The following is an 18,818-nucleotide window of genomic DNA, read 5'->3' as shown; positions in this document are numbered from 1 at the left end:
CGCTCGAGACGACAATGAAACTGCTCCTCGACGTCATGTGCGGTGGCCTTCCGGCCTACCTGCGAATGTGCGGCCACGACGCCGCCTACGCGGGCGACCGGGGCCTCGAGGCCGACAATGCCCTTCGCGCGCTCGCGCAGCGGAGAACCGGACGCTGGTCACGCGAGACGTCGACCTCGCCGCCCGCACGGCGGACGCGATCCTACTCGAGTCCCGCGACGTCGAGGATCAACTGGCGGAACTCGCCGCGGCGGGCGTCGACCTGACGCTCGCCGACGAGCCCTCGTTTTGCGGCCGGTGTAACGGGCGCCTCGAGCGCGTCGCGGCGGGAGAACCGACGCCCGAATACGCGCCCGACCCCGCCGACACCGCCGTCCGGCGCTGTGGGGACTGCGGACAGCACTTCTGGCGCGGGAGCCACTGGGATCGGGTCGCGGCGACGCTCTCGAGAATCGACGCGGCCGGCGACCGCACCCGCGGGGATCGGTAGCCCTGCGGTGAGTCGCCTGTCGCGTTACGGTCGGCGACCGCTAGCCGTCCAGCACGAACGAGACGTCGAGGGTCGTTCTGTACTGCTCGATCGTCCCGCCCTCGACTTCCGCCGTCTGCGATTCGATCTCGATGCCGCTGATGTTCTCGAGGGTTTCGTCCGCTTGGTCGAGCGCGTTCTGCGCGGCGTCTTCCCACGACTCGTTCGAGTTACCGGTCAGTTTGATGATCTTGACTGTTTCGCCCATCGTACGGTGGACGAACACCACGTGGGGAGGTAGTGATTTGGCGTGACAATGCCGTTACTCGTCGAGCGTGACAGTGCGCTCCCGATGGGTGTGGGAGTGTCGCCTGGTGGTCGCAACTCAGTAGACGGAGACGTCGTCGAACCGGCCGTCGTAGGCGATGTGGTGTGGATGGGTCGGCTCGGTGCCCGAGAGGAAGAGCCGGTCGATCTTCTCCCACGTGTTCTCGTAGCCGAGGTGGGCGAGTTCGGCGGCGGTGGTACGCCAGCGGTGACTCCCGGTGTGGTGGACGACTCGGCGAGCGACGCCGTCTCGGAGGGCGTCGACGAGGTCGTCCGCGGCGTCGATCAACACATCGAACGCGGTGTGGGCGACCCCAACCGACTGGGGGAGGTGGGCGTACGAGGAAGTAAAGGGCGGGAACCCCATCGATTCGGCGAGTTCGCGGGCCCGGCGGTCGTGCGACGGGAGGTATTTCGGATTGAAGATCTCGACGGCGTCGATGACGTCCCGGTACCGACGCAGGTCCGACTCGCCCAGACTCACGTTCAGGAACTCGGGGTGGGGCGCGAGCACCGCGGCGTCCTGTCGCTCGAACTCCGCCATCGCCGTCTCGAGCGGGATGAAGTCGGGAACGGGCTCCTCGAGGCCGATCGCGAGGACGTGTTTGCGATTCCGCCACGAGCCGGTGAAGACCTCCCGCGCCGGAATCACGCGCAGCTCGTCGGTCGAGTAGCTGGCCGCTTCCCGCCGGATCTCCGGGATCCTGGTGAAGTGGGGCGCGTAGACGATCGCGTCGAGGCCGACGTCGATCGCTCGCTCGACGACCGCCTCGTCGAGCACCTTCACGTGACAGTCGACTCGCGTTTCCGCTGTGCCGTCGCTCACGATAGCCTCTTTCGAGTCGGTCGAGTTATGAATTCTGATTCGGCGGCCACCCGACCGTGTCCTTGATCGCGTCGACGATCGGTTCGACCGGTTCGTCGGGGTCGGTCGCGATGAACAGGCCGTCGTCGCCGACGTAAACTCGGAGGATCTTCAGGAAGTCCATCGCCGTCGCGATGTACTCGACGCGCTCGGCGTCCGGGAAGAGCGTGTTTCGGAAGAGTTCGATCTGCATGAAGTCCATGTGGACGTTCGTGTGGATCCGCTCGAAGTGCTCGAGCATCGCGTCCTTGCTCTCGTACATCGAGATGGTCCGATCGTCGATGTAGAGCGGCCGAAACGTCTCGGTATCGTACTCGCAGAAGGCGTACAGCGGGCCGGAAACCGTGTTCTTGACGACCTGTCGGACGCGGTCGGCGTCGAAGGAACACAGCTGCGAGCGGTTCGTCGCGGGCATAGCTGACCGATGGGGGCGCGCCGATGAATCCCTGTCGGACGCGAGGCGATCAGTTCGCCGCGAGCCACCCCCGTTCGCTGCGAAAGTATCATTAGGCCCGCCCGTCGATACCTTCAGTGAGAGTGAATGGCCTGGGAATGCGGAATCGACGGCTGCGGTGCGGTGTTCGAGGACGTCGAGTCGACCGTCGTCCACCAAGCGACGGAGCACGAACGCCGGGAGTGTAAGGTCTGCGGGACCGTCGTCCCCGACGGCTACCTCGCGATTCGACACGCCTTCACCGAGCACAGCCGCGCCGAGTACGTCCGCGCCTACGGCGCGAGTTCCGAAGACGTCCGCAACCGCGAGGAGCTCCTCGAGGAGATCGAGGACGTCGCGAACATGCAAGCGATCGCCCAGGAACTGAAACGGTAACGATCGCGTTTTCGTTCCGGCGGCGAGTCGCTCGAGCGTCGCGCACGCCGCCCGCCGAACCCGGCCGCGTTACGGGCGGCCGTTCCGTCGGCCTCCCGTCTCGTCTGTCTGAGATCGAATCTTGTATCGCGTGAACGGCCGGAACGCGCTGGCCCCGCCTATTTCCGCCCGCTCGACGTTCGTGGCCTATGACCGAGATCGCCATTACGGGTGCATCGGGGCGAGTCGGCAGAACGGCCATCGAGGCGTTTTCCGACGCGAATCTCACGCTCTTTTCTCACAGCGAAACCGAGGATATCGACACCGAAACGCTCGAGATCGCCGACTACGGCGCGTTCGCCGACGCGCTCTCGGACCGGGATATCGACGTGCTGATTCACCTCGCGGCCAACCCGGAGCCGCGCGCGGCGTGGGAGGACCTGCGCGGGCCGAACGTCGACGGCGCCTACAACGCCTTCGCGGCCGCCGTCGAGAACGACCTCGAGCGGGTCGTCTACGCGAGTTCGAACCACGCGGTCAACATGGCGAACACCGTCTCCCCGATCCGACCGGAGTCGACGGTCGGGTCGCCCGATGTCGTCCGGCCCGACGAGAGGATGGATCCCGACACCTACTACGGAGTCACCAAGGTCTTCGGCGAGGCGATGGGTCACTACTACGCGAACCGCCACGGACTGGACGTGGTCAACCTGCGGATCGGCTGGCTGCTCTCTGAAGACGAACTCAGGGAAGAATGCGAGCAGCGCGACGCCGCCGGCGAGCGATTCGCCCGGGCGATGTGGCTCAGCCACGGGGACTGCCGGCGGGTGATCGACGCCGCCGCGACCACCAGCCTCGCGTCGTCGCCGACGACTGCTCACGGTATCTCGGCCAACGCCGAGCGGTTCCTCTCCCTGTCGGAGACGATGCTCGAACTCGGCTACCGACCGCGGGACGATTCGGCCGACGTTCTCGACCCCGATCGGTAACGCCGCCCTCGAGGCCGGAACGGGTCCGATCGCTGGGCTCGGGACCGTAAGACCGAATACCGACAGGTCCGTATGCGGACACATGTCCACCAAAGTAGCCGACTCGACGGGCTACGGCCCGAACTCCCAGATGTCCGCGTTCGGGTACGTCATGGCGGCCATCATCGCGATCGCCCTGCTCCCGCTCTTGCCGGTGCTCATTCCCGCGTACCTCGTCTGGCGAGTGTTCTTCGCGGAGGAGGAGTTCGAGCACAGTTTCGAGGCGTGGCGCAACGAATCGGGGCGCCGGCCGAGTTCGTAACGCGCGCGGATCGGCGGTGAACCGGTCGGACTGAGAGCCGACTCGAGTCGCGGCAACCGGACAACCGATTTGAGCAACCCAGAATTTCGTTTTCGTCGTTTGATCCCCGGAAACCCCGTCGTAACCGCGGGTTTCGACGCGACAGTCGGGAGTATGATGTAAAATACGGCTTTCACAGTACGGCTTGGGACTCTCCGATATGGCGGGGCCAGAGGGACGTGAGGCGAACCGGTCGACGCGTCGCCGTCCCTCGTTACTCGAGGCGACGACGCTGCGATCGCCTGTCGGCCGGAACTGCCAGTGTCCGTCTTCGTACCGAACATGAACGGAGCACCAGTTCGCACGGATGCACCGGCACCGAATCGAACCACCCCCTTTCGAGCGCGTGCGGTCGACCGCCCGACCGACCCGCGGTCGATCACTCGCCGGATCGAGTTCGCGTGTCACGGACGGATCGGCGGAAGCGTCGTCCGAGGCGCGCCTCGAGGTGATCGCGAATGAGCGAACAGTCGGCCTCCTCCTCGACGGTCATCGACGCCGTTCCGGGCGGTGAAGCCATACACGGCGCCCTCTACCGGTACGGGCTGGGCGTTCTGTTCGCCGCGAACGTCTTCGGCGCGGGGTCGGTCTACATCCTCGCCGACGCCGGGGCGAACTTCGCGTTCTCCCTGCTGTGGGTCCTGCCGCTGGCCTTCCTCATCGACATCGCGCTCCACGACATGAGCGCCCGCCTCGCGGTGGCCGACGAACCGCTGGCGGATTACATCGTCGACGCGGTCCCGATCGGCGGCCGAGCACTCGTGATCTCGATATCGCTGATGTCGGCGCTGTGGGCCGTCTCGAACTACGCCGTCGCGGGGGCGGCGCTGGCCTGGCTCCTGCCCGGACTGGACAACGTCGTCGTCGGCATCGTCCTCGCCGGCGGCGCGGGGATCGCCATCGTCCAGCTGAAGGTCTACGACCGCATCGAGGCAGCGATCGCCGCAGCCGTTTTCGCGGTCTTCGGCTCGTACGGCCTCCTGCTCGCCGGGCTGGACGTGCCGTGGCAGTCGGTCGCCGCCGGCCTGCAGCCCGCGCTGACCAGCGACATCGGCTACCTCACGACGGTCATCGCCCTGCTCGGGACGACCGTCTACTGGCCGAACTTCTTCATCCAGTCGAGCATCCGGCCGACCAAGGAGTGGACCGACGTCTGGAAGTACCGCCGGGACAACGCCGCCGGCATCGCGACGACGCTGCTGATCGGCAGTTTCGTGATGATCGTCTCCGCGGTCACCCTCGCTCAGGGCGATATGACGCTGACCGGTCCCGGGCAGCCGCTGGCGGACATCATCGGCCGGGGCGCGCTCCTGGTGTTCATGATCGCCGTCTTCCTCGCGAGCATCACGTCCGCGACCGGGACGCTGTTCGGCGCCGGGTTCATGATTCCGCAGTCGCTGGGCAGACACACGGTGTTCGGCGACGCCGGATTCCGCCGGACGGTCATCGGGCTGATCGCGGTCTCGGCGGCCACCGCCCTCCCGCTGCTGGTCTACACCGGGTTCGGCCCCGTCGAGATGGCCATCATCATGCCCGCGGTCAACGGCGCGATCGGCCTGCCGGTCACCGTCTTCGCGCTCATCGGCGCAGTCAACAAGTTCTACGACGTCGAGTGGTACGAGAACGCGGCGTTCGTCGCCGCGGGGCTCGTGTTGCTGATCGGCAGCCTCACCACGATCCAGTCGCTGTACGAGACGATTATCGGCATCCTCTAAACCCGTCTCTCGGTCATTTTTTCGCGCCGTCCGAGCCGGAATGTCGTATTCGTGGGACCAGCAGCGCGTCTGCGATCGGTCTCGAGGACGCGCCTCCGAGCGCTGCGGGGCGCGTTCGCTCCTCAGTCGTCGGCGCTGGCGGCGGTAGCCAGATCCGACGGCGGACCGCCCGGCAGGTCGTCGCGGTCGTGGGGCGCGTCGAACGCGAGGTCGGGTCCTCGGGCGACGATTCGACTGGGGTTCACGTCGGGGTGTGTCGTGTAGTAGTGTTCCTTGATGTGGTCCATGTTCACGGTCTCGGCGATTCCGGGTGTCTGATAGAGCTCTCGCAGGTACGGCCAGAGGTTCTCGTACTCCCGGACGTACCGGACGTTACACATGAAGTGCGTGTGGTAGACGTTGTCGAAGCGGACGAGCGTCGTGAACATCGCGACGTCGGCCTCGGTCAGGCGGTCGCCGGCGAGGTAGCGCTGGTCCGCCAAGACCTCGTCCCAGTGGTCGAGCGCGGAAAAGAGGTCGTCGACCGCCTCGTCGTATGGCGCCTGCTCGGTGGCGAAGCCGGCCCGGTAGACGCCGTTGTTGATCGGTTCGTAGATCTCGTCGATGATCCGGTCGACCTCGTCTCGGTACCCCTCCGGGTAGAGGTCGACGTCTCTCGAGGCGACGTCGTCGAACTCGGTGTCGAGCATCCGCATGATCTCCGCCGACTCGTTGTTGACGATGGAGTCGGTCTCGGTGTCCCAGAGCACCGGCACCGTCACGCGACAGGTCGCGTCCGGGTCCGCGCGCACGTAGAGTTCGCGGAGGTAGTCGGCGCCGTGGACGTGATCGGGTGTACAGCCGTCCTTCTCGGGCGTGAACTGCCAGCCGTCCTCGTCGCGGTAGGGGTCGACGACCGAGGCCGAGATCGCGTCCTCGAGGCCCTTCAGCGCCCGGGTCACCAGGGTTCGGTGCGCCCACGGGCAGGCGTAGGAGACGTAGAGGTGGTACCGGCCGGCTTCGGGCTGGTATTCGGCGCCGGGATCGTCGCGGATCCGACCGCGGAACGTCGTCTCCTGTCGCTGGAAGGAGCCGTCGTCGTCGGTGTACTCCCCCGCATCGGTGCGCCACTCGCCGTCGACGAGCATGTTCATGGGTGGAGATAGGGGCTCGAGGCTCAAATGACCTCGCTAACATCGGTGTTACCCCTGCGTCGCGGACTCGGAGCCGCGAACTCACCCGACCGCGCTGGCGACCCAGTAGGCCAGCCCGACGGCGATGAGGGCGACCCCTTCGCGACGACTGACGCGTCTGTCGGTCGCGAGCAGGACCGTTCCGACGGCGGTCACGACGACCAGCCACGCCAGACCGCTCCGGACGGCCGGATCGACGGTCATCGGTCGGGCGATCGCCGAGACGCCGAGGACGCCCAGGAGGTTGAACACGTTCGAGCCGATGACGTTGCCCGCCGCGATCCCCATGTCGTTGCGCCGTGCCGCGACGACCGACGTCACGAGTTCCGGCAGCGACGTGCCGGCGGCGACGACCGTCGCCCCGACCAGCCACGCCGAGACGCCCAGCGAGATGGCGATCCCCGTCGCCGCGTCGACCAGGATACGACCGCCGACGACGACGAGACCGAGTCCGGCGAGCAGGCGGACGCCCTCGCGACCGACCGAAATCGCCGACTCGTCGCGGCCGACGCTCGAGTCGCCGGCCGTCTCGTTCGGTACATCGTCGTCGTCGTCGCCTCGTCGGATCGCCAGTCCGATCGCGCCGAGGTACGCGACGAGCAGGACGACGAGCGCGACTCCCTCGAGCCGCGAGACGTCTCGATTCGCGAGGACGAGCGCGCCGACCGCCGTCGCGCCGCCCATCGCGAGCGCGTCCCGACGGACCAACGCGTTCGTGACGCGAAACGGGGCGATGACGGCGACGATACCGAGGATGACGCCGAGGTTGAACACGTTCGAGCCGACGACGTTCGCGACCGCGACGTCTCCCTGGCCCTCGAGCGCGGCGGTCACGGAGACGGTGACCTCCGGCGCGGAGGTCCCGAACGCGACGACGGTGAGACCGACGACGAGCGGGGAGATGCCGACCGTCGTCGCCAGCCTCGAGGCCCCGTCGACGAGCCAGCGGGCACCGAACCAGAGGCCACCGATACCGGCGGCGAGCAGCGCGATAGCTCCGACGACTGCCATCAGTTCTTCTGCCCGCCACGGGCACTAAAAGGAACGGGTAGCGGTCGGTGCCGGCCGCGCCCGGCGACGAGGGTCCGTCTCGGCGACCCGTCGCAGCGACCGCCGGCCCGTCTCGTATAGTTAGTTCACGGTTTCCGTAGTAAGAGTTTTCAACGACGGTGAGTTTACGATGTCGTATCACACGATGAGTGGTGTCAACGACGATCCGACCGGCGATCCGACGGATTCGTTCGTCGAGGGGACGGGCGACGACGAGCCGAGAATAACGTTCTACGGCGGCCGCGGGATAAGCGCGCTGCCGATCCTGTTTTTCATCGTCTGGGCCATCGCGCAGACGGCGCTCTGGCGAATCTCGGACACGGGCGGGCTGATCGTGGGAATCCTGATCGGCCTGATCCTCGGGATGTTCTTCGTCCGCGGGGACTGGGCGTCCTACGCGAACACCATCTTCGAGGGGATGACCCAGCCGGTAGCCGTCACGGCCATCGTCGCCTGGATCTGGGCGGGAATGTTCGCACAACTGTTGCAGGACGGCGGCTTCGTCGGCGGCCTCGTCTGGCTCGCCGACGTCGCGGGCGTCGGCGCGACGCTGTTCCCGGCTATCACGTTCGTCCTCGCGGCGCTGTTCACGACGGGTATCGGAACGGGGTACGGCGCCGCCGTCGCGTTCGTGACCCTGTTCTTCCCGACCGGGATCCTACTCGGCGCGAATCCGACGCTGCTGTTCGCCGCGATCCTATCGGGGGCGATCTTCGGCGACAACCTCGCGCCGGTCAGCGACACGACGATCGTCAGCGCCGTCACGCAGGACTCCGACATCGGGGGCGTCGTCGCCTCGCGGTTCAAGTACGTCATCATCGCCGCGATCCTGACGTTCGTCGGCTACGTCGTCGCGGGACAGACGATGGGCGGTGCCGTCGACATCGGCGCGGGGGCCCAGGAGATCCTCGCGGGAGAGAGCGAGCCCATCGGACTCGTCCACATCGTCTCCATGCTCGTCGTGATCGGGACGGCGATCGCCGGTCGCCACATCGTCGAGGCGATCTCGTGGGGGATCGTCGTCGCCATCGCGTTCAACCTCGTCCTCGGCCTGTCGAGCGTCGGCGACATCGTCACGTTCTCCGCGCCGACGGACGCGCCGCTGGCCGAACCGCTCGAGTTCCTGCCGTTTCTCACGATCGTCGAGGAGGCCGACGCGGTCGGGGTCAGCGGGAGTCTGATGACCGGCGTCTCGGGCTTCCTCGAGCTCTCGATCCTCGTCCTGCTGATCATCGGCGCGGCCCAGATCATGATCCGCGGCGGCGCGTTCGAGGCGATCCTCGACTGGTCGCTCGAGCACCTCGCGACGAACGTCCGCAACGCCGAACTGACGATGGTCGGCACGTCGGCGCTGATCAACGCGATCATCACCATCAACACGGCCGCGGAGGTCGCGATCGGGCCCTACATTTCGAAGATCGGCGAGCGGTTCAACCTGAACGGCTACCGCCGCGCGAACATTTTGGACGGCCAGACCGCCGCGCTGGGCTACATCTTCCCGTGGTCCGGCGGGGTTCTCGCCGGCTACTCGGCGATGCAGGAGCTCCCCGGCGAGTACGAGTGGTTCGACGCGGGGATGCTCGTCACCCCCATCGACGTCGTTCCCTACGTCTTCCAGGGGTGGCTGCTGGTCGCGGTGTTCGTCGTCGCGGCGATCACCGGCTTCGGCAGGGAGTACGTTACCGACCGCGAGAGCGAGGAGGTGGCTCGCGTATGAGCTTCGTCAGTAAGTACTTCAAGGGATGGACGTTCCGCGACTCGACACCGTCGTTCGAGGCCGGCGACGAGATCAGCGTCTTCGTCGCCGAATCGAACGGGACCGAGGGCCACGTCTACGTCGGCGACACCCACCTGATCGTCGAGGGGGCCGGCCCCGAGACCGTCGAGAAACGCGTCCGGCTCCGCATCACGGAGTTCGACGAGAGCGAGTCGACCGGGCGCGCGGAGTTCCTCGAGGTCGTCGGCGAGAGTTCCTACACCGGTTGACGGCGCCCACGGTCGGTCCAATTCTCGTGACGCGCGAGCGAGGAGAGACGCGGCTTTATGAGCCAGCGGTTCCCAACCGAGCACCATGGCAGACGACGGCGACGGGGACCGGGACCGGCACCGCCAGAGCCGCCTGTTCACGGACGATGACGGCGAGTTCGACGCCGAACGGGCACGGGAGGAGTCGCTGCCGGTCGAGGACGGCGAGGTGATCGATACCGACGAACTGGCCGATCACCAGACCTACCTCGAGGGCCGCGGGATCTACGACGAGCGCAACCGGGTCAACGACCTCACCGGCAAGGAGTGGAAGTACGCGACGAAGTCCGTGATCGCCGAGGGCTACCCGCCGGACCTCCAGCACGACCTGCGCAGCGAGCACGGCGGCCAGAAGCCCCCGCGGCTCTGCGCCGAACTGATCGGCCGATTCAGCAAGGCCGGCGACACCGTCCTCGACCCCTTCGCCGGCGTCGGCGGCACCCTGCTGGGCGCGAGCCTCTGTGAACACGAAAGCACCGGGCTCCGGGAGGCGATCGGCTTCGAACGCAATCGGCGGTGGATCGAGATCTACGAGACCGTCCTCGAGCGCGAGAACGAGGAGCGTCGCGAGCGCGACGAGCCCCCGCTGGCCGACCAGGACGTGCGCCACGGCGACTGCGCCGACCTGATCGCGGAGATCCCGGACGACTCGATCGACCTCCTGCTGACCGACGTCCCCTACTGGCACATGGACGAACTCGAGCAGACGCGCAACGAACGCGAGACCCGGGAGAGCAAACTGGGAGCGTTCGACGCCGGCGACGGGGACGCGACCGACGCGTCGGTGGACGGCGACGAGACCGATACGTCGGTGGACGGCGACGAAACGAGCATCCGGACGGGTGACGACGTCGGCGATACGGTTCGCTCGAGCACCGACGCAGAGGAGGAGACCCAGTCGAAAGACGAGTGGCTGGCCGACATGGCCGCGAAGTTCGAGCGGTTCGCCGACGCGGTCGCGCCGGGGGGCCACCTGGTCGTGTTCATCGGCGACATGTACCGGGAGCAGTCATACGAGTTCCTCTCGGCCGATCTCGCGCAGGCGATCGAGTCGACCGCGCCGGTGACGCTCGCGGCGAACCTGATCTGGTACGATCCGACGAAGGAGCTGCACGTCTACGGCTACCCGTTCTCGTTCGTCCCGTCGATGGTCCACCAGAACGTGCTCGTCTTCCGCCCCGAAAGCGAGGGCTGATCCCGGTCTGACTCGCGTCGTTCGACTGTCTGACGCGGTTTTATTGCCGCTACCGGAAAAGACGAATCTGGCGCGCACCTGGCGGACGCTCCCCATCCCACTCCATCCGCGCGCCAGCATCCCTCCCTTCCCGTTTCCCGCTTCGCACCGGACGGGCGCGGCGTCGAACCGCCCGTCCGGCGGTGACGGGAGACGGTCCCTGTCGGCCCTTCAGGCGCTCGCGGGCATCAGTGTCTTCCGGACGTCGTCTGCCCGATCTGTTTCCGTGATGACCGCGACCTCGTCGCCGACCGCGAGTTCCGTCCCCGGCAGCGGAATCGTCAGCGACTCGCGCTCGCGACCGTGGGCGTAGATCCGCGCCCCCTCGGGGAGGTCGAGTTCGCTCATTCGCTTGCCGACCGCCGGCGATCCGTCCTTGATCTCGAGGACGGTCAACTGGAGGTTCGTCGCGAGGTCGGCGACGACGTTGAAGTCGCCGCCCAGCATGGCCGTCTTGGCGCCGGCGGCGCCGAGCCGTTCGGGGTAGATGATCTCGTCGACGTTCTCCGCGTACTTCTCGTAGATGTCCTCGCGGTAGTCCTCGTCGATCCGGAGGACCGTCCGACAGCCGTGGTGGGTGCCGACCATGCAGGCGGCGAAGTTGGCGTTCAGGTCGGGCGTGAACGCGCCGATCGCGTCGGCGGTCTCGATCCCCGCGTCGACCAGCACCGCCTCGTCGGCGCCGTCGCCCTGCACCGTCTCGAACCCGTCGGCCTCCGCGCGTTCGATTCGCTCGAGGTCGTTGTCGACGAGCACGACGTGGTGGCCTTCTTCGGACAGAATCCGTGCCGTTCGCGAGCCGACCCGTCCGTATCCCACGATGACGAATCTCATGGTACTCGTATACACGCTCCGTGGTGAAATACGTTGGCTCGGCAACGGTGTGCGAACGGCCTCGAGCGGGACGATCTCGGACGGGGCTCGAGCGGTGTCTCGACGGGCCGGCTTTCGGCTGGGCTGCCGCACGATATCGTCGCGCCGCTGTTACAGCGGGTCGCCCATCCGACGTGCGGTGGCGCGCGCTCTGCTGCGGTGAGTGAATAACGAACCGCAGCAGGACGATGCGCGAGGGATGAGCGAGTGACTCTCGGGAGCGAGCGAATCGGCTGGGGAGGACGTGGCGATTCCCTGCCGCCACGATAGCAGGACGCTTCGTCTTACTCGGATCACTCTCGAGTTCACTGTGCAGTCCGCGTGTGAATAGAACCGACGCGTCGATCGACGGAACAAGTGAAGAGGACTGTCCTGCTATCGTGGCGACGGTGATTTCCCCACCCTCCCCAGCCGATTCGCTCGCAGGCTCGCTCATCCCTCGCACAACGTCGTGCCGTGGTTCGCTGATCGCTTCACCACGGCACAGCGCGCGCCACAGCACGTGGTCAGATCGTGCCGTCTGTACGGTTCACGACGGACGGAGCGCTCTCGAGGGAGAACCGTTCTCCGCCGTACTGTCGACGATCGAGACGCGACAACGGGCTCATCGACGGCGGCCTCAGTCGACGACGATGAGACGCAGATCGTTCAGGTTCGTCCCCGTCGGACCGGTGTGAATCAGCGCGTCGCGCTCCTCGAGGTACGGATAGACGTCGTTGTCGGCCAGCGCCGCGTGCGCCCGGTCCCGCTCGCCGTCCGCGACCGTCGTTCCGTCGACGAGCGCACCTGCGGCGTCGGTCGCGCCGTCGATCCCGTCGGTGTCGACCGCGGCGACGATGATTCCGTTCTCGGGGCCACCTCCGTCCGCGATTTCGACGGCCGCGCTCGTCGCGAACTCCTGATTGGGACCGCCCGTCCCGTCGCCCCGGACCGTCACGGTCGTCTCGCCGCCCGAGAGGAGCACTGCCGGCGGCGAGACCGGCGTTCCGGTGGCCAGCGCCTCCTCCGCGATCGCAATGTGGGTCGTGGCCGCCTCGCGGGCCTCGCCGCGCACGCGGGAGGAGAGCACGAGCGCCTCGTAGCCTCGCTCGGTAGCGACGTCGCGCGCGGCCTCGAGCACCGTCATCCCGTCGGCGATGACGTGAGTCGACACGTTGTCGAACGCGGGATCGTCGGGACCCGGCGTTTCGTCGACCTCGCCGGCCGCGCCGCGCTCGAGGCGGTCGACGACGCGCTCGGGGGCGTCGATCCCGTATCGCTCGAGAACGGCGAGCGCGTCCGCGAACGTCGACGCGTCGGGCGCGAGGGGACCGCTGGCGATCACGCTGCGATCGTTCCCGACCACGTCGCTGAAGACCAGCGAGACGACAGTCGCCGGGGCGACCCGCCGGGCCAGTCGCCCGCCCTTCAGCGCCGAGCAGTGCTTTCGGACGGCGTTGATCTCGCCGATGTCGGCGCCGCTCTCGAGGAGCGCGGTCGTCGTCGCCTGCAGGGCCTCGAGCGAGACGTCGCCCGCGGGCGCCGGCATGAGCGCGCTGCCGCCGCCGGTGATCGCCGCCAGCACGAGCGTGTCCTCGTCGGCGGCGTCGGCGGCCGCGAGCAGGTCGCGCGTGCTCTCGACGCCGCGCTCGCTCGGGACCGGGTGGTCACCCTCGCGCACGGAGACGTACTGGGTCTCGCCGGGGTCGTCCGTGACGACCAGGCCGCCGTCGATTCGATCGCCGAGGACGTCCTCGAGCGCCGCGGCGACGTGGACCGCGGCGTTGCCGCCCCCGAGGACGACGATCTCGTCGTAGTGCTCGAGATGGTACGTCGCGTCGCCGACGCGGAGCGTCTCATCACCCTCGAGGGAGACCGCCTCGCGGATCACGCGCCGGGGCTGTCCGGCCGCGATCCCGGCTTCGACGCACTCGAGGGCGACCTCACGGGCGTCAGTCGTCGCCAGTCGGTCCCGGTTCTCGATCACGCGCTATCGTCCCCCATGGACGGGTATTGCCGCCACGATCGGTAAGGTGATTCGATCCGTCGATCGAACGCTACTAAAATCAAAACTGGACCAGCGGGGAAAAACGACCCTCGGGAGGGTTGTACACGAACGTGCGTATTCGAGCGACGGACGCGGACGGGAACATTTAACTAATCGGTATGGTTATGCTCGAACGTCCAATATGGGGGCATCAGATACGCTCGGCGACTACTTCGGCGTCGGCGAACACGACTCCGACGTCGGTACCGAAATCGTCGCGGGGATCACGACGTTCCTCGCGATGTCGTACATCATTCTGGTCAATCCGTTCATTCTGGCGGACGCGATTCAAATCCAGGGGTACGGCTACATCGAGGTCGTCCAGATGATCGCCATCGGGACGATCATCGCGTCGGCCGTCGCCATCTTCGTGATGGCCTTCTACGCGAATCGACCGTTCGGTCTCGCGCCGGGGATGGGACTGAACGTCTTCTTCGCGTACACGGTCGTGCTCGGGATGGGGATCCCGTGGGAGACGGCACTCGCCGCGGTGTTCGTCGAGGGGATCATCTTCATCGTCATCACGGCGGTGGGCGCCCGCGAGTACGTGATTCGACTGTTCCCCGAACCGGTGAAGTTCTCCGTCGGGGCGGGGATCGGGATCTTCCTCCTGTTCATCGGGCTGCTCGAGATGTCGATCGTCGTTCCGGATCCGGACACCGCGGTCGCGCTCGGTGATCTCGCGACGAGTCCGGCGGCGCTGCTCGGACTGTTCGGCCTGCTCCTGACGTTCGTGCTCTGGGCGCGCGGTCTCACCGGCGCGATCATCATCGGTATCGTCGCGACGACGGCGGTCGGCTGGGTGACGTACCTGACTGGGCTCGCCGGCTCGGCCGTTCTCCCGCAGGCGCTCGTCGGCGACGACGGGGGTCTTTCCTTCGCGGTCGTCACATCGCCTCAGTACGACATCTCGCCGCTGCTGTTCGCGTTCGTCGACGGCCTGCAGGACGTCGACCCGCTCACGTTCGCCCTGGTCGTCTTCACGTTCTTCTTCGTCGACTTCTTCGACACCGCCGGGACGCTCATCGGCGTCTCCCAGTTCGGCGGCTTCCTCGACGAGGACGGCAACCTCCCCGACATCGACGAGCCGTTGATGGCCGACGCGGTCGGGACGACCGTCGGCGCGATGGTCGGCACCTCGACGGTCACGACGTACATCGAGTCCTCGACCGGCGTCGAGGAAGGCGGGCGCACGGGACTGACGGCGCTGGTCGTCGGCCTCCTCTTTCTCGCCACGCTCGTGCTCATTCCGCTGATCGCGATAATTCCCGCCTACGCGTCGTTCATCGCGCTGGTCGTCGTCGGGATCATCATGCTCGAGGGTGTCCTCGACGTCGACTGGGACGATCCGGCGTGGGCGGTCTCCGCCGGGCTGACGATCACCATCATGCCGCTCACCTACTCGATCGCGAACGGGCTGGCGGCCGGGATCATCGTCTTCCCGGTGATCAAGGCCGCGACGGGCAAGTTCGGCGACGTTCGCCCCGGCCAGTGGCTCATGTCGCTGATCCTCGTCGGCTACTTCTACGTCTACACGAGCGGGATGCTCGGCTGAGTCGTCGGTGCTCGGTTGAATTGTCAGTCATCGTTCCTCGCGATTTCGCCCCGCCGGACCACCGCAACCACTGCGCTCTTACGGCTCGAGGCCCCAGTATATTCCAGCATGGCTGACATCACGATGTACGAACTGCCCGGCTGTCCGTACTGCGCGAAAGTCCGCTCGAAACTCGACGACCTCGACCTCGAGTACGACGTGATCGAAGTGCCCCGCTCGCACGACGAGCGCACCGAAGTCGAGAAGGTCAGCGGCCAGACCGGCGTCCCCGTCATCAGCGACGACGCCAACGGCGTCGAAGGGATGTCGGAGAGCGACGACATCGTCGAGTACCTCGAGAAGACGTACGGCAACGGCGCGGCGTAAACGAGCCCGAAACCGGTGTGACGGATCGCTTCGGAATCGACTGTTCTAAAGGGACGATCAGCCGCTCCACAGGAGTCGCTCGAAGAGCAGATCACCCACTGTGAGCGTGAGATAGCCGAGGACGAGGAAGACGGCCGCGGCCGCCGCCGCGTCGAACGCGGTCTCGACGAGCGAGCCGTAGTTGAAGACGAGCAGGAGGACCGCCAGACAGCCGGTCAGGATCGCACGACGTCCGCTGACGAGGGCGACGGTATTTCGTTCGGACATCGGATACGCTGACGACAGTTATGTGCGAGCGCCGATAGGTGTTGCCATCGGACGCATTTCTCCGCTCGAGAACCGGACCGGCGTCGCCGGGGCGGCCGATCAGGCCGCCTCTTCGGGTTCGGCACGCTCCCGGATGACCTTCCGGAGTTCGGCCGCGTCGCGGAGCTGCTCGAGTTCGTCGCGCTCGACGAGCGCGGTGCCGTCGACGGACTCCTGTTTCGCGCGGTCGACGACGTACACCGAGTGGGTGTGGGTGACGTGACCGATCGAACTCATGATCCGGGCGCGTTTCTCGGCGGCCTTCGTGAACTCGGAGTGGCCGGTGAGCACGACGTCGTCGTCGTTGTCGTCTTCCTCGTCGCGGCTGACGGCCTTGAACGGGGAGCGGAGCGTCGGATGCACGTTGTAGCCGGCCCGCGTGAGGACGGCGACGACCTCCTCGTCGTCGGGGTCGGCCGCCGGGTCGTCGGGCGTCGCCTCCGTCTCGTGGACCTCGTCGGCCCCGTCGAGGACGGAGACGGGACTCGTCAGGGGCGCGTCGAACAGTTCCTCGAGTTCCATCGCAACTTCGACGGAAGCGTTCATGCCGTCCTCGTACTTGGAGACGGTGCGCCGGGAGACGCCGAGTTCGGTGGCCAGCTGTCCGAGACTCCAGTCTCTGTCCTGTCGTTCGTCGGCCAGCAGGTCGCCGTCGATGTTGACGTAGAGGCCGCCGGGCGCGGCGTAGATCAGCGGCGGGACGTCCTCGATGAACAGGTTGTACGCCGTGTCGGGGCTGAAGACGGGGACGCCGTGGCGGAAGTAGACCACGTCCGGCTTGAGATCCTCGTCGCGACTCCGCAGGCCGATGACTATCGGCGTCGCGTTGAGGTAGGTGCCGAGCCGTCGCATCTCGTGGCCCGTCGCCTCGTTGAACGCGTCGATGTTGCCGAGGATCTTGACCAGAATGAGGTCTTCTCCCCGGCGCGCGGCGATATCGAAACTCTTCGGCCGGATCGCACACCGGTCGCTGACCACGAATCCCGCGTCCTCTAACATCGCGGTTACGTTGCCGACCAGTGCGGAGCGGGACATACGGGTACGTAAGCTATTCCTCGTATAAGACGTTTTCCCCGGGATATCCGGGTGCCGTGTCCCGGTTCGGATGCGTACCGGCAGTATACTTATATACGGGTATCTCCCGTCGGGCGATGATAGGTCACTCGAACTGACCGGTTTCGCTCAGTTTCCCTCGACTGCCTCCGCCAGCGCCGTCCAGACGTCGGTCCGGCGCGGTCCAGACGTGCGGTCCGTCCCGAAAGGGGTTATTCCGTCGCGCTCGAAACCCGCCCGATGACCGTCGTCGGCCTCGACGATACCGACTCTCGCGAGCGGGGAATGTGTACGACCTACGTCGCCGCGCAGATCGCGAAGCGACTGCGCCGGGAGGGGAATACGGTCTCGAGACTCCTCCTCGTGCGACTCAATCCCGCCGTCGAGTACAAGACGCGGGGGAACGCCGCGCTCGCGATCCACACCGACGCCAATCCCGATTACGCGTTCGCGCTCGCCCGCGAGCGACTCGAGTCGCTGGCCGAAACCGCCGACGAGCGGACGAACCCCGGGCTAGTCGTCACCGGCGACGGACTCGACGCCGTCGCCGACGACGTGAGCGAATTCACCCGCGCGGCGATCCGCGACCACCTCCAGATTCGCGACGCCACCGAACTGCTCGAGCGGCGGGGCTACCGCTCGTGGCACACTGGGGACGGCCGCGGCCGGATCGGGGCGCTCGCCGCCGTCGGCGCCTGGAACGCCCTCGAGGAGTGGACTCACGAGCACATCTCCTACCGCGCTCCCGATCAGTGGGGCACGCCGCGCGAGGTCGACCGCGAGAGCGTCTTCGAGGCGGCCGATCGTGGCTACCCCGCGGTCTGGGACACGGTCGACCGGGGCGAAGGCGAGACCGTCTGCGTGCCCCACACGCCCGGCCCGATTCTATACGGGATCCGCGGCGACGACCCCGACGCCGTCCGCGACGTCGCCGACCGCATCGCAGGCGAACCCGTCGACTCGAGCCAGTCGTTCGTGACTAATCAGGGAACCGACGTCCACCTCCGGGACGGAACCCTCGAGTCGGTGACTGACGGTCGCGCCTACCGGGTCAACGGCGTGGTCGCGAGTGCGCCCGAGACCCGCCGCGGCGGCCACGTCTTCGTCGCCCTCGAGGGCGACCGCGGCGAATCGCCCGACGACAACGATACTGACGACGGCGATACTGACGACGGCGACCGTGACGATGGCGACCCCGAGCGCCTCGAGTGCGCCGCCTTCGAACCCACCAAACGCTTTCGCGACCGCGTGCGGGCGCTCCGCGTCGGCGATCGAATCACCGCCTGCGGCGAGGTTGCGCGGGGAACGCTCAAACTCGAGAAGTTCGCGGTTCGGGAGCTCGTGACGACCGAGCGCGTGACGCCGACCTGTCCCGACTGCGAGCGGACGATGGAGAGCGCCGGCCGCGGGCAGGGGTATCGGTGCCGGGATTGCGGGACGAGGGCGGAGGGAAAGACGGAGCGCCCGCTCGAGCGCGACCTCGAGACGGGGTGGTACGAGGTGCCGCCGTGTGCGCGCCGCCACATCGCGAAGCCGCTGGTCCGAGGCGGGTTCGACGCGCCGACGCATCCGGAGCGGTAGACGTCTAGAGCGGGGCGGCTCGGACGCTGGTTGACCTCCTCCCGCGCCTGAAGACGCGGGAATC

General features: G+C 67.1%; 19 protein-coding genes and 1 pseudogene. 11 read left to right on the top strand and 9 right to left on the bottom strand.

All coding sequences use genetic code 11. The annotated features are described in order from the left end of the window. Nucleotides 1-14: 14 nt before the first annotated feature. Nucleotides 15-490: pseudogene (locus tag J0X25_RS19555) on the top strand (Mut7-C RNAse domain-containing protein). A gap of 40 nt (nucleotides 491-530) precedes the next feature. On the opposite strand, the gene J0X25_RS19550 reads toward J0X25_RS19555, so the two are convergent. From J0X25_RS19550 to J0X25_RS19540, 3 genes are all read right to left on the bottom strand, one after another. After that, nucleotides 531-737 carry a dodecin family protein gene (locus J0X25_RS19550; RefSeq protein ID WP_207289123.1) on the bottom strand — a complete coding sequence of 69 codons (207 nt, stop codon included), beginning with the start codon at nucleotides 735-737 and terminating at the stop codon, nucleotides 531-533. Between the two features lie 117 nt (nucleotides 738-854). After that, nucleotides 855-1,622, bottom strand: coding sequence for a PHP-associated domain-containing protein (locus J0X25_RS19545; protein ID WP_207289122.1), 768 nt, complete (start codon nucleotides 1,620-1,622; stop codon nucleotides 855-857). Nucleotides 1,623-1,647: 25 nt separating this feature from the next. Next, nucleotides 1,648-2,076, bottom strand: a complete 429-nt coding sequence (locus J0X25_RS19540; protein ID WP_207289121.1) for a hypothetical protein — start codon at nucleotides 2,074-2,076, stop codon at nucleotides 1,648-1,650. Nucleotides 2,077-2,202: 126 nt separating this feature from the next. Here J0X25_RS19540 and J0X25_RS19535 point away from each other — a divergent pair, with 126 nt between their 5' ends. From J0X25_RS19535 to J0X25_RS19520, 4 genes are all read left to right on the top strand, one after another. Continuing rightward, nucleotides 2,203-2,490, top strand: coding sequence for a DUF7565 family protein (locus J0X25_RS19535; protein ID WP_207289120.1), 288 nt, complete (start codon nucleotides 2,203-2,205; stop codon nucleotides 2,488-2,490). Between the two features lie 188 nt (nucleotides 2,491-2,678). Beyond that, a complete protein-coding gene (locus J0X25_RS19530) occupies nucleotides 2,679-3,458 on the top strand; it encodes an NAD-dependent epimerase/dehydratase family protein (RefSeq protein ID WP_207289119.1) in 780 nt (259 codons plus the stop codon). Between the two features lie 82 nt (nucleotides 3,459-3,540). Further along, nucleotides 3,541-3,759, top strand: a complete 219-nt coding sequence (locus J0X25_RS19525) for a DUF7535 family protein (RefSeq protein WP_207289118.1) — start codon at nucleotides 3,541-3,543, stop codon at nucleotides 3,757-3,759. 497 nt (nucleotides 3,760-4,256) lie between these two features. Beyond that, nucleotides 4,257-5,513, top strand: coding sequence for a divalent metal cation transporter (locus J0X25_RS19520; RefSeq protein ID WP_207289117.1), 1,257 nt, complete (start codon nucleotides 4,257-4,259; stop codon nucleotides 5,511-5,513). 122 nt (nucleotides 5,514-5,635) lie between these two features. On the opposite strand, the gene J0X25_RS19515 is transcribed toward J0X25_RS19520, so the two are convergent. Both J0X25_RS19515 and J0X25_RS19510 read right to left on the bottom strand, forming a co-directional pair. After that, entirely contained in the window at nucleotides 5,636-6,646 is a 1,011-nt protein-coding gene (locus J0X25_RS19515; RefSeq protein WP_207289116.1) for a glutathione S-transferase family protein, read from the bottom strand. An 81-nt stretch (nucleotides 6,647-6,727) separates the two neighbouring features. After that, nucleotides 6,728-7,696, bottom strand: coding sequence for a calcium/sodium antiporter (locus tag J0X25_RS19510; protein ID WP_207289115.1), 969 nt, complete (start codon nucleotides 7,694-7,696; stop codon nucleotides 6,728-6,730). A 184-nt stretch (nucleotides 7,697-7,880) separates the two neighbouring features. Between J0X25_RS19510 and J0X25_RS19505 the strand changes: the two genes are divergently transcribed. From J0X25_RS19505 to J0X25_RS19495, 3 genes are all read left to right on the top strand, one after another. After that, the gene (locus J0X25_RS19505) at nucleotides 7,881-9,452 is read left to right on the top strand and encodes a Na+/H+ antiporter NhaC family protein (RefSeq protein ID WP_207289114.1); all 1,572 of its coding nucleotides are present in this window, start codon (nucleotides 7,881-7,883) and stop codon (nucleotides 9,450-9,452) included. Then, nucleotides 9,449-9,721: a DUF7513 family protein gene (locus J0X25_RS19500; protein ID WP_207289113.1), complete on the top strand. Its 273-nt coding sequence runs from the start codon at nucleotides 9,449-9,451 to the stop codon at nucleotides 9,719-9,721. Before J0X25_RS19505 ends, J0X25_RS19500 begins: the two co-directional genes overlap by 4 nt. 85 nt (nucleotides 9,722-9,806) lie before the next feature. Continuing rightward, nucleotides 9,807-10,955 carry a DNA methyltransferase gene (locus tag J0X25_RS19495; RefSeq protein WP_207289112.1) on the top strand — a complete coding sequence of 383 codons (1,149 nt, stop codon included), beginning with the start codon at nucleotides 9,807-9,809 and terminating at the stop codon, nucleotides 10,953-10,955. Between the two features lie 210 nt (nucleotides 10,956-11,165). On the opposite strand, the gene J0X25_RS19490 is transcribed toward J0X25_RS19495, so the two are convergent. After that, nucleotides 11,166-11,828, bottom strand: coding sequence for a potassium channel family protein (locus J0X25_RS19490; protein WP_207289111.1), 663 nt, complete (start codon nucleotides 11,826-11,828; stop codon nucleotides 11,166-11,168). Between the two features lie 658 nt (nucleotides 11,829-12,486). Then, a complete protein-coding gene (locus J0X25_RS19485; protein ID WP_207289110.1) occupies nucleotides 12,487-13,833 on the bottom strand; it encodes a glycerate kinase type-2 family protein in 1,347 nt (448 codons plus the stop codon). Between the two features lie 202 nt (nucleotides 13,834-14,035). Here J0X25_RS19485 and J0X25_RS19480 point away from each other — a divergent pair, with 202 nt between their 5' ends. Continuing rightward, nucleotides 14,036-15,448, top strand: a complete 1,413-nt coding sequence (locus J0X25_RS19480; protein WP_207289109.1) for an NCS2 family permease — start codon at nucleotides 14,036-14,038, stop codon at nucleotides 15,446-15,448. Nucleotides 15,449-15,556: 108 nt separating this feature from the next. Next, nucleotides 15,557-15,814, top strand: a complete 258-nt coding sequence (locus J0X25_RS19475) for a glutaredoxin family protein (RefSeq protein ID WP_207289108.1) — start codon at nucleotides 15,557-15,559, stop codon at nucleotides 15,812-15,814. 57 nt (nucleotides 15,815-15,871) lie between these two features. On the opposite strand, the gene J0X25_RS19470 is transcribed toward J0X25_RS19475, so the two are convergent. Both J0X25_RS19470 and J0X25_RS19465 read right to left on the bottom strand, forming a co-directional pair. Continuing rightward, nucleotides 15,872-16,081 carry a hypothetical protein gene (locus tag J0X25_RS19470; RefSeq protein WP_207289107.1) on the bottom strand — a complete coding sequence of 70 codons (210 nt, stop codon included), beginning with the start codon at nucleotides 16,079-16,081 and terminating at the stop codon, nucleotides 15,872-15,874. Between the two features lie 99 nt (nucleotides 16,082-16,180). Beyond that, nucleotides 16,181-17,155 (bottom strand): transcriptional regulator, encoded by a 975-nt coding sequence (locus J0X25_RS19465; protein WP_207289106.1) that lies wholly within the window; start codon nucleotides 17,153-17,155, stop codon nucleotides 16,181-16,183. A 258-nt stretch (nucleotides 17,156-17,413) separates the two neighbouring features. Here J0X25_RS19465 and J0X25_RS19460 point away from each other — a divergent pair, with 258 nt between their 5' ends. Next, on the top strand, nucleotides 17,414-18,754 hold the full coding sequence (locus J0X25_RS19460; protein WP_207289105.1) for a tRNA(Ile)(2)-agmatinylcytidine synthase: 1,341 nt from the start codon (nucleotides 17,414-17,416) through the stop codon (nucleotides 18,752-18,754). The last annotated feature ends 64 nt before the right edge of the window (nucleotides 18,755-18,818 follow it).

The organism is Haloterrigena alkaliphila, assembly GCF_017352155.2.
Lineage (GTDB): Archaea > Halobacteriota > Halobacteria > Halobacteriales > Natrialbaceae > Haloterrigena > Haloterrigena alkaliphila.
The sequence above is the reverse complement of the archived record's forward strand: the minus strand, read 5'-3'. Positions and strand labels throughout refer to the sequence as shown.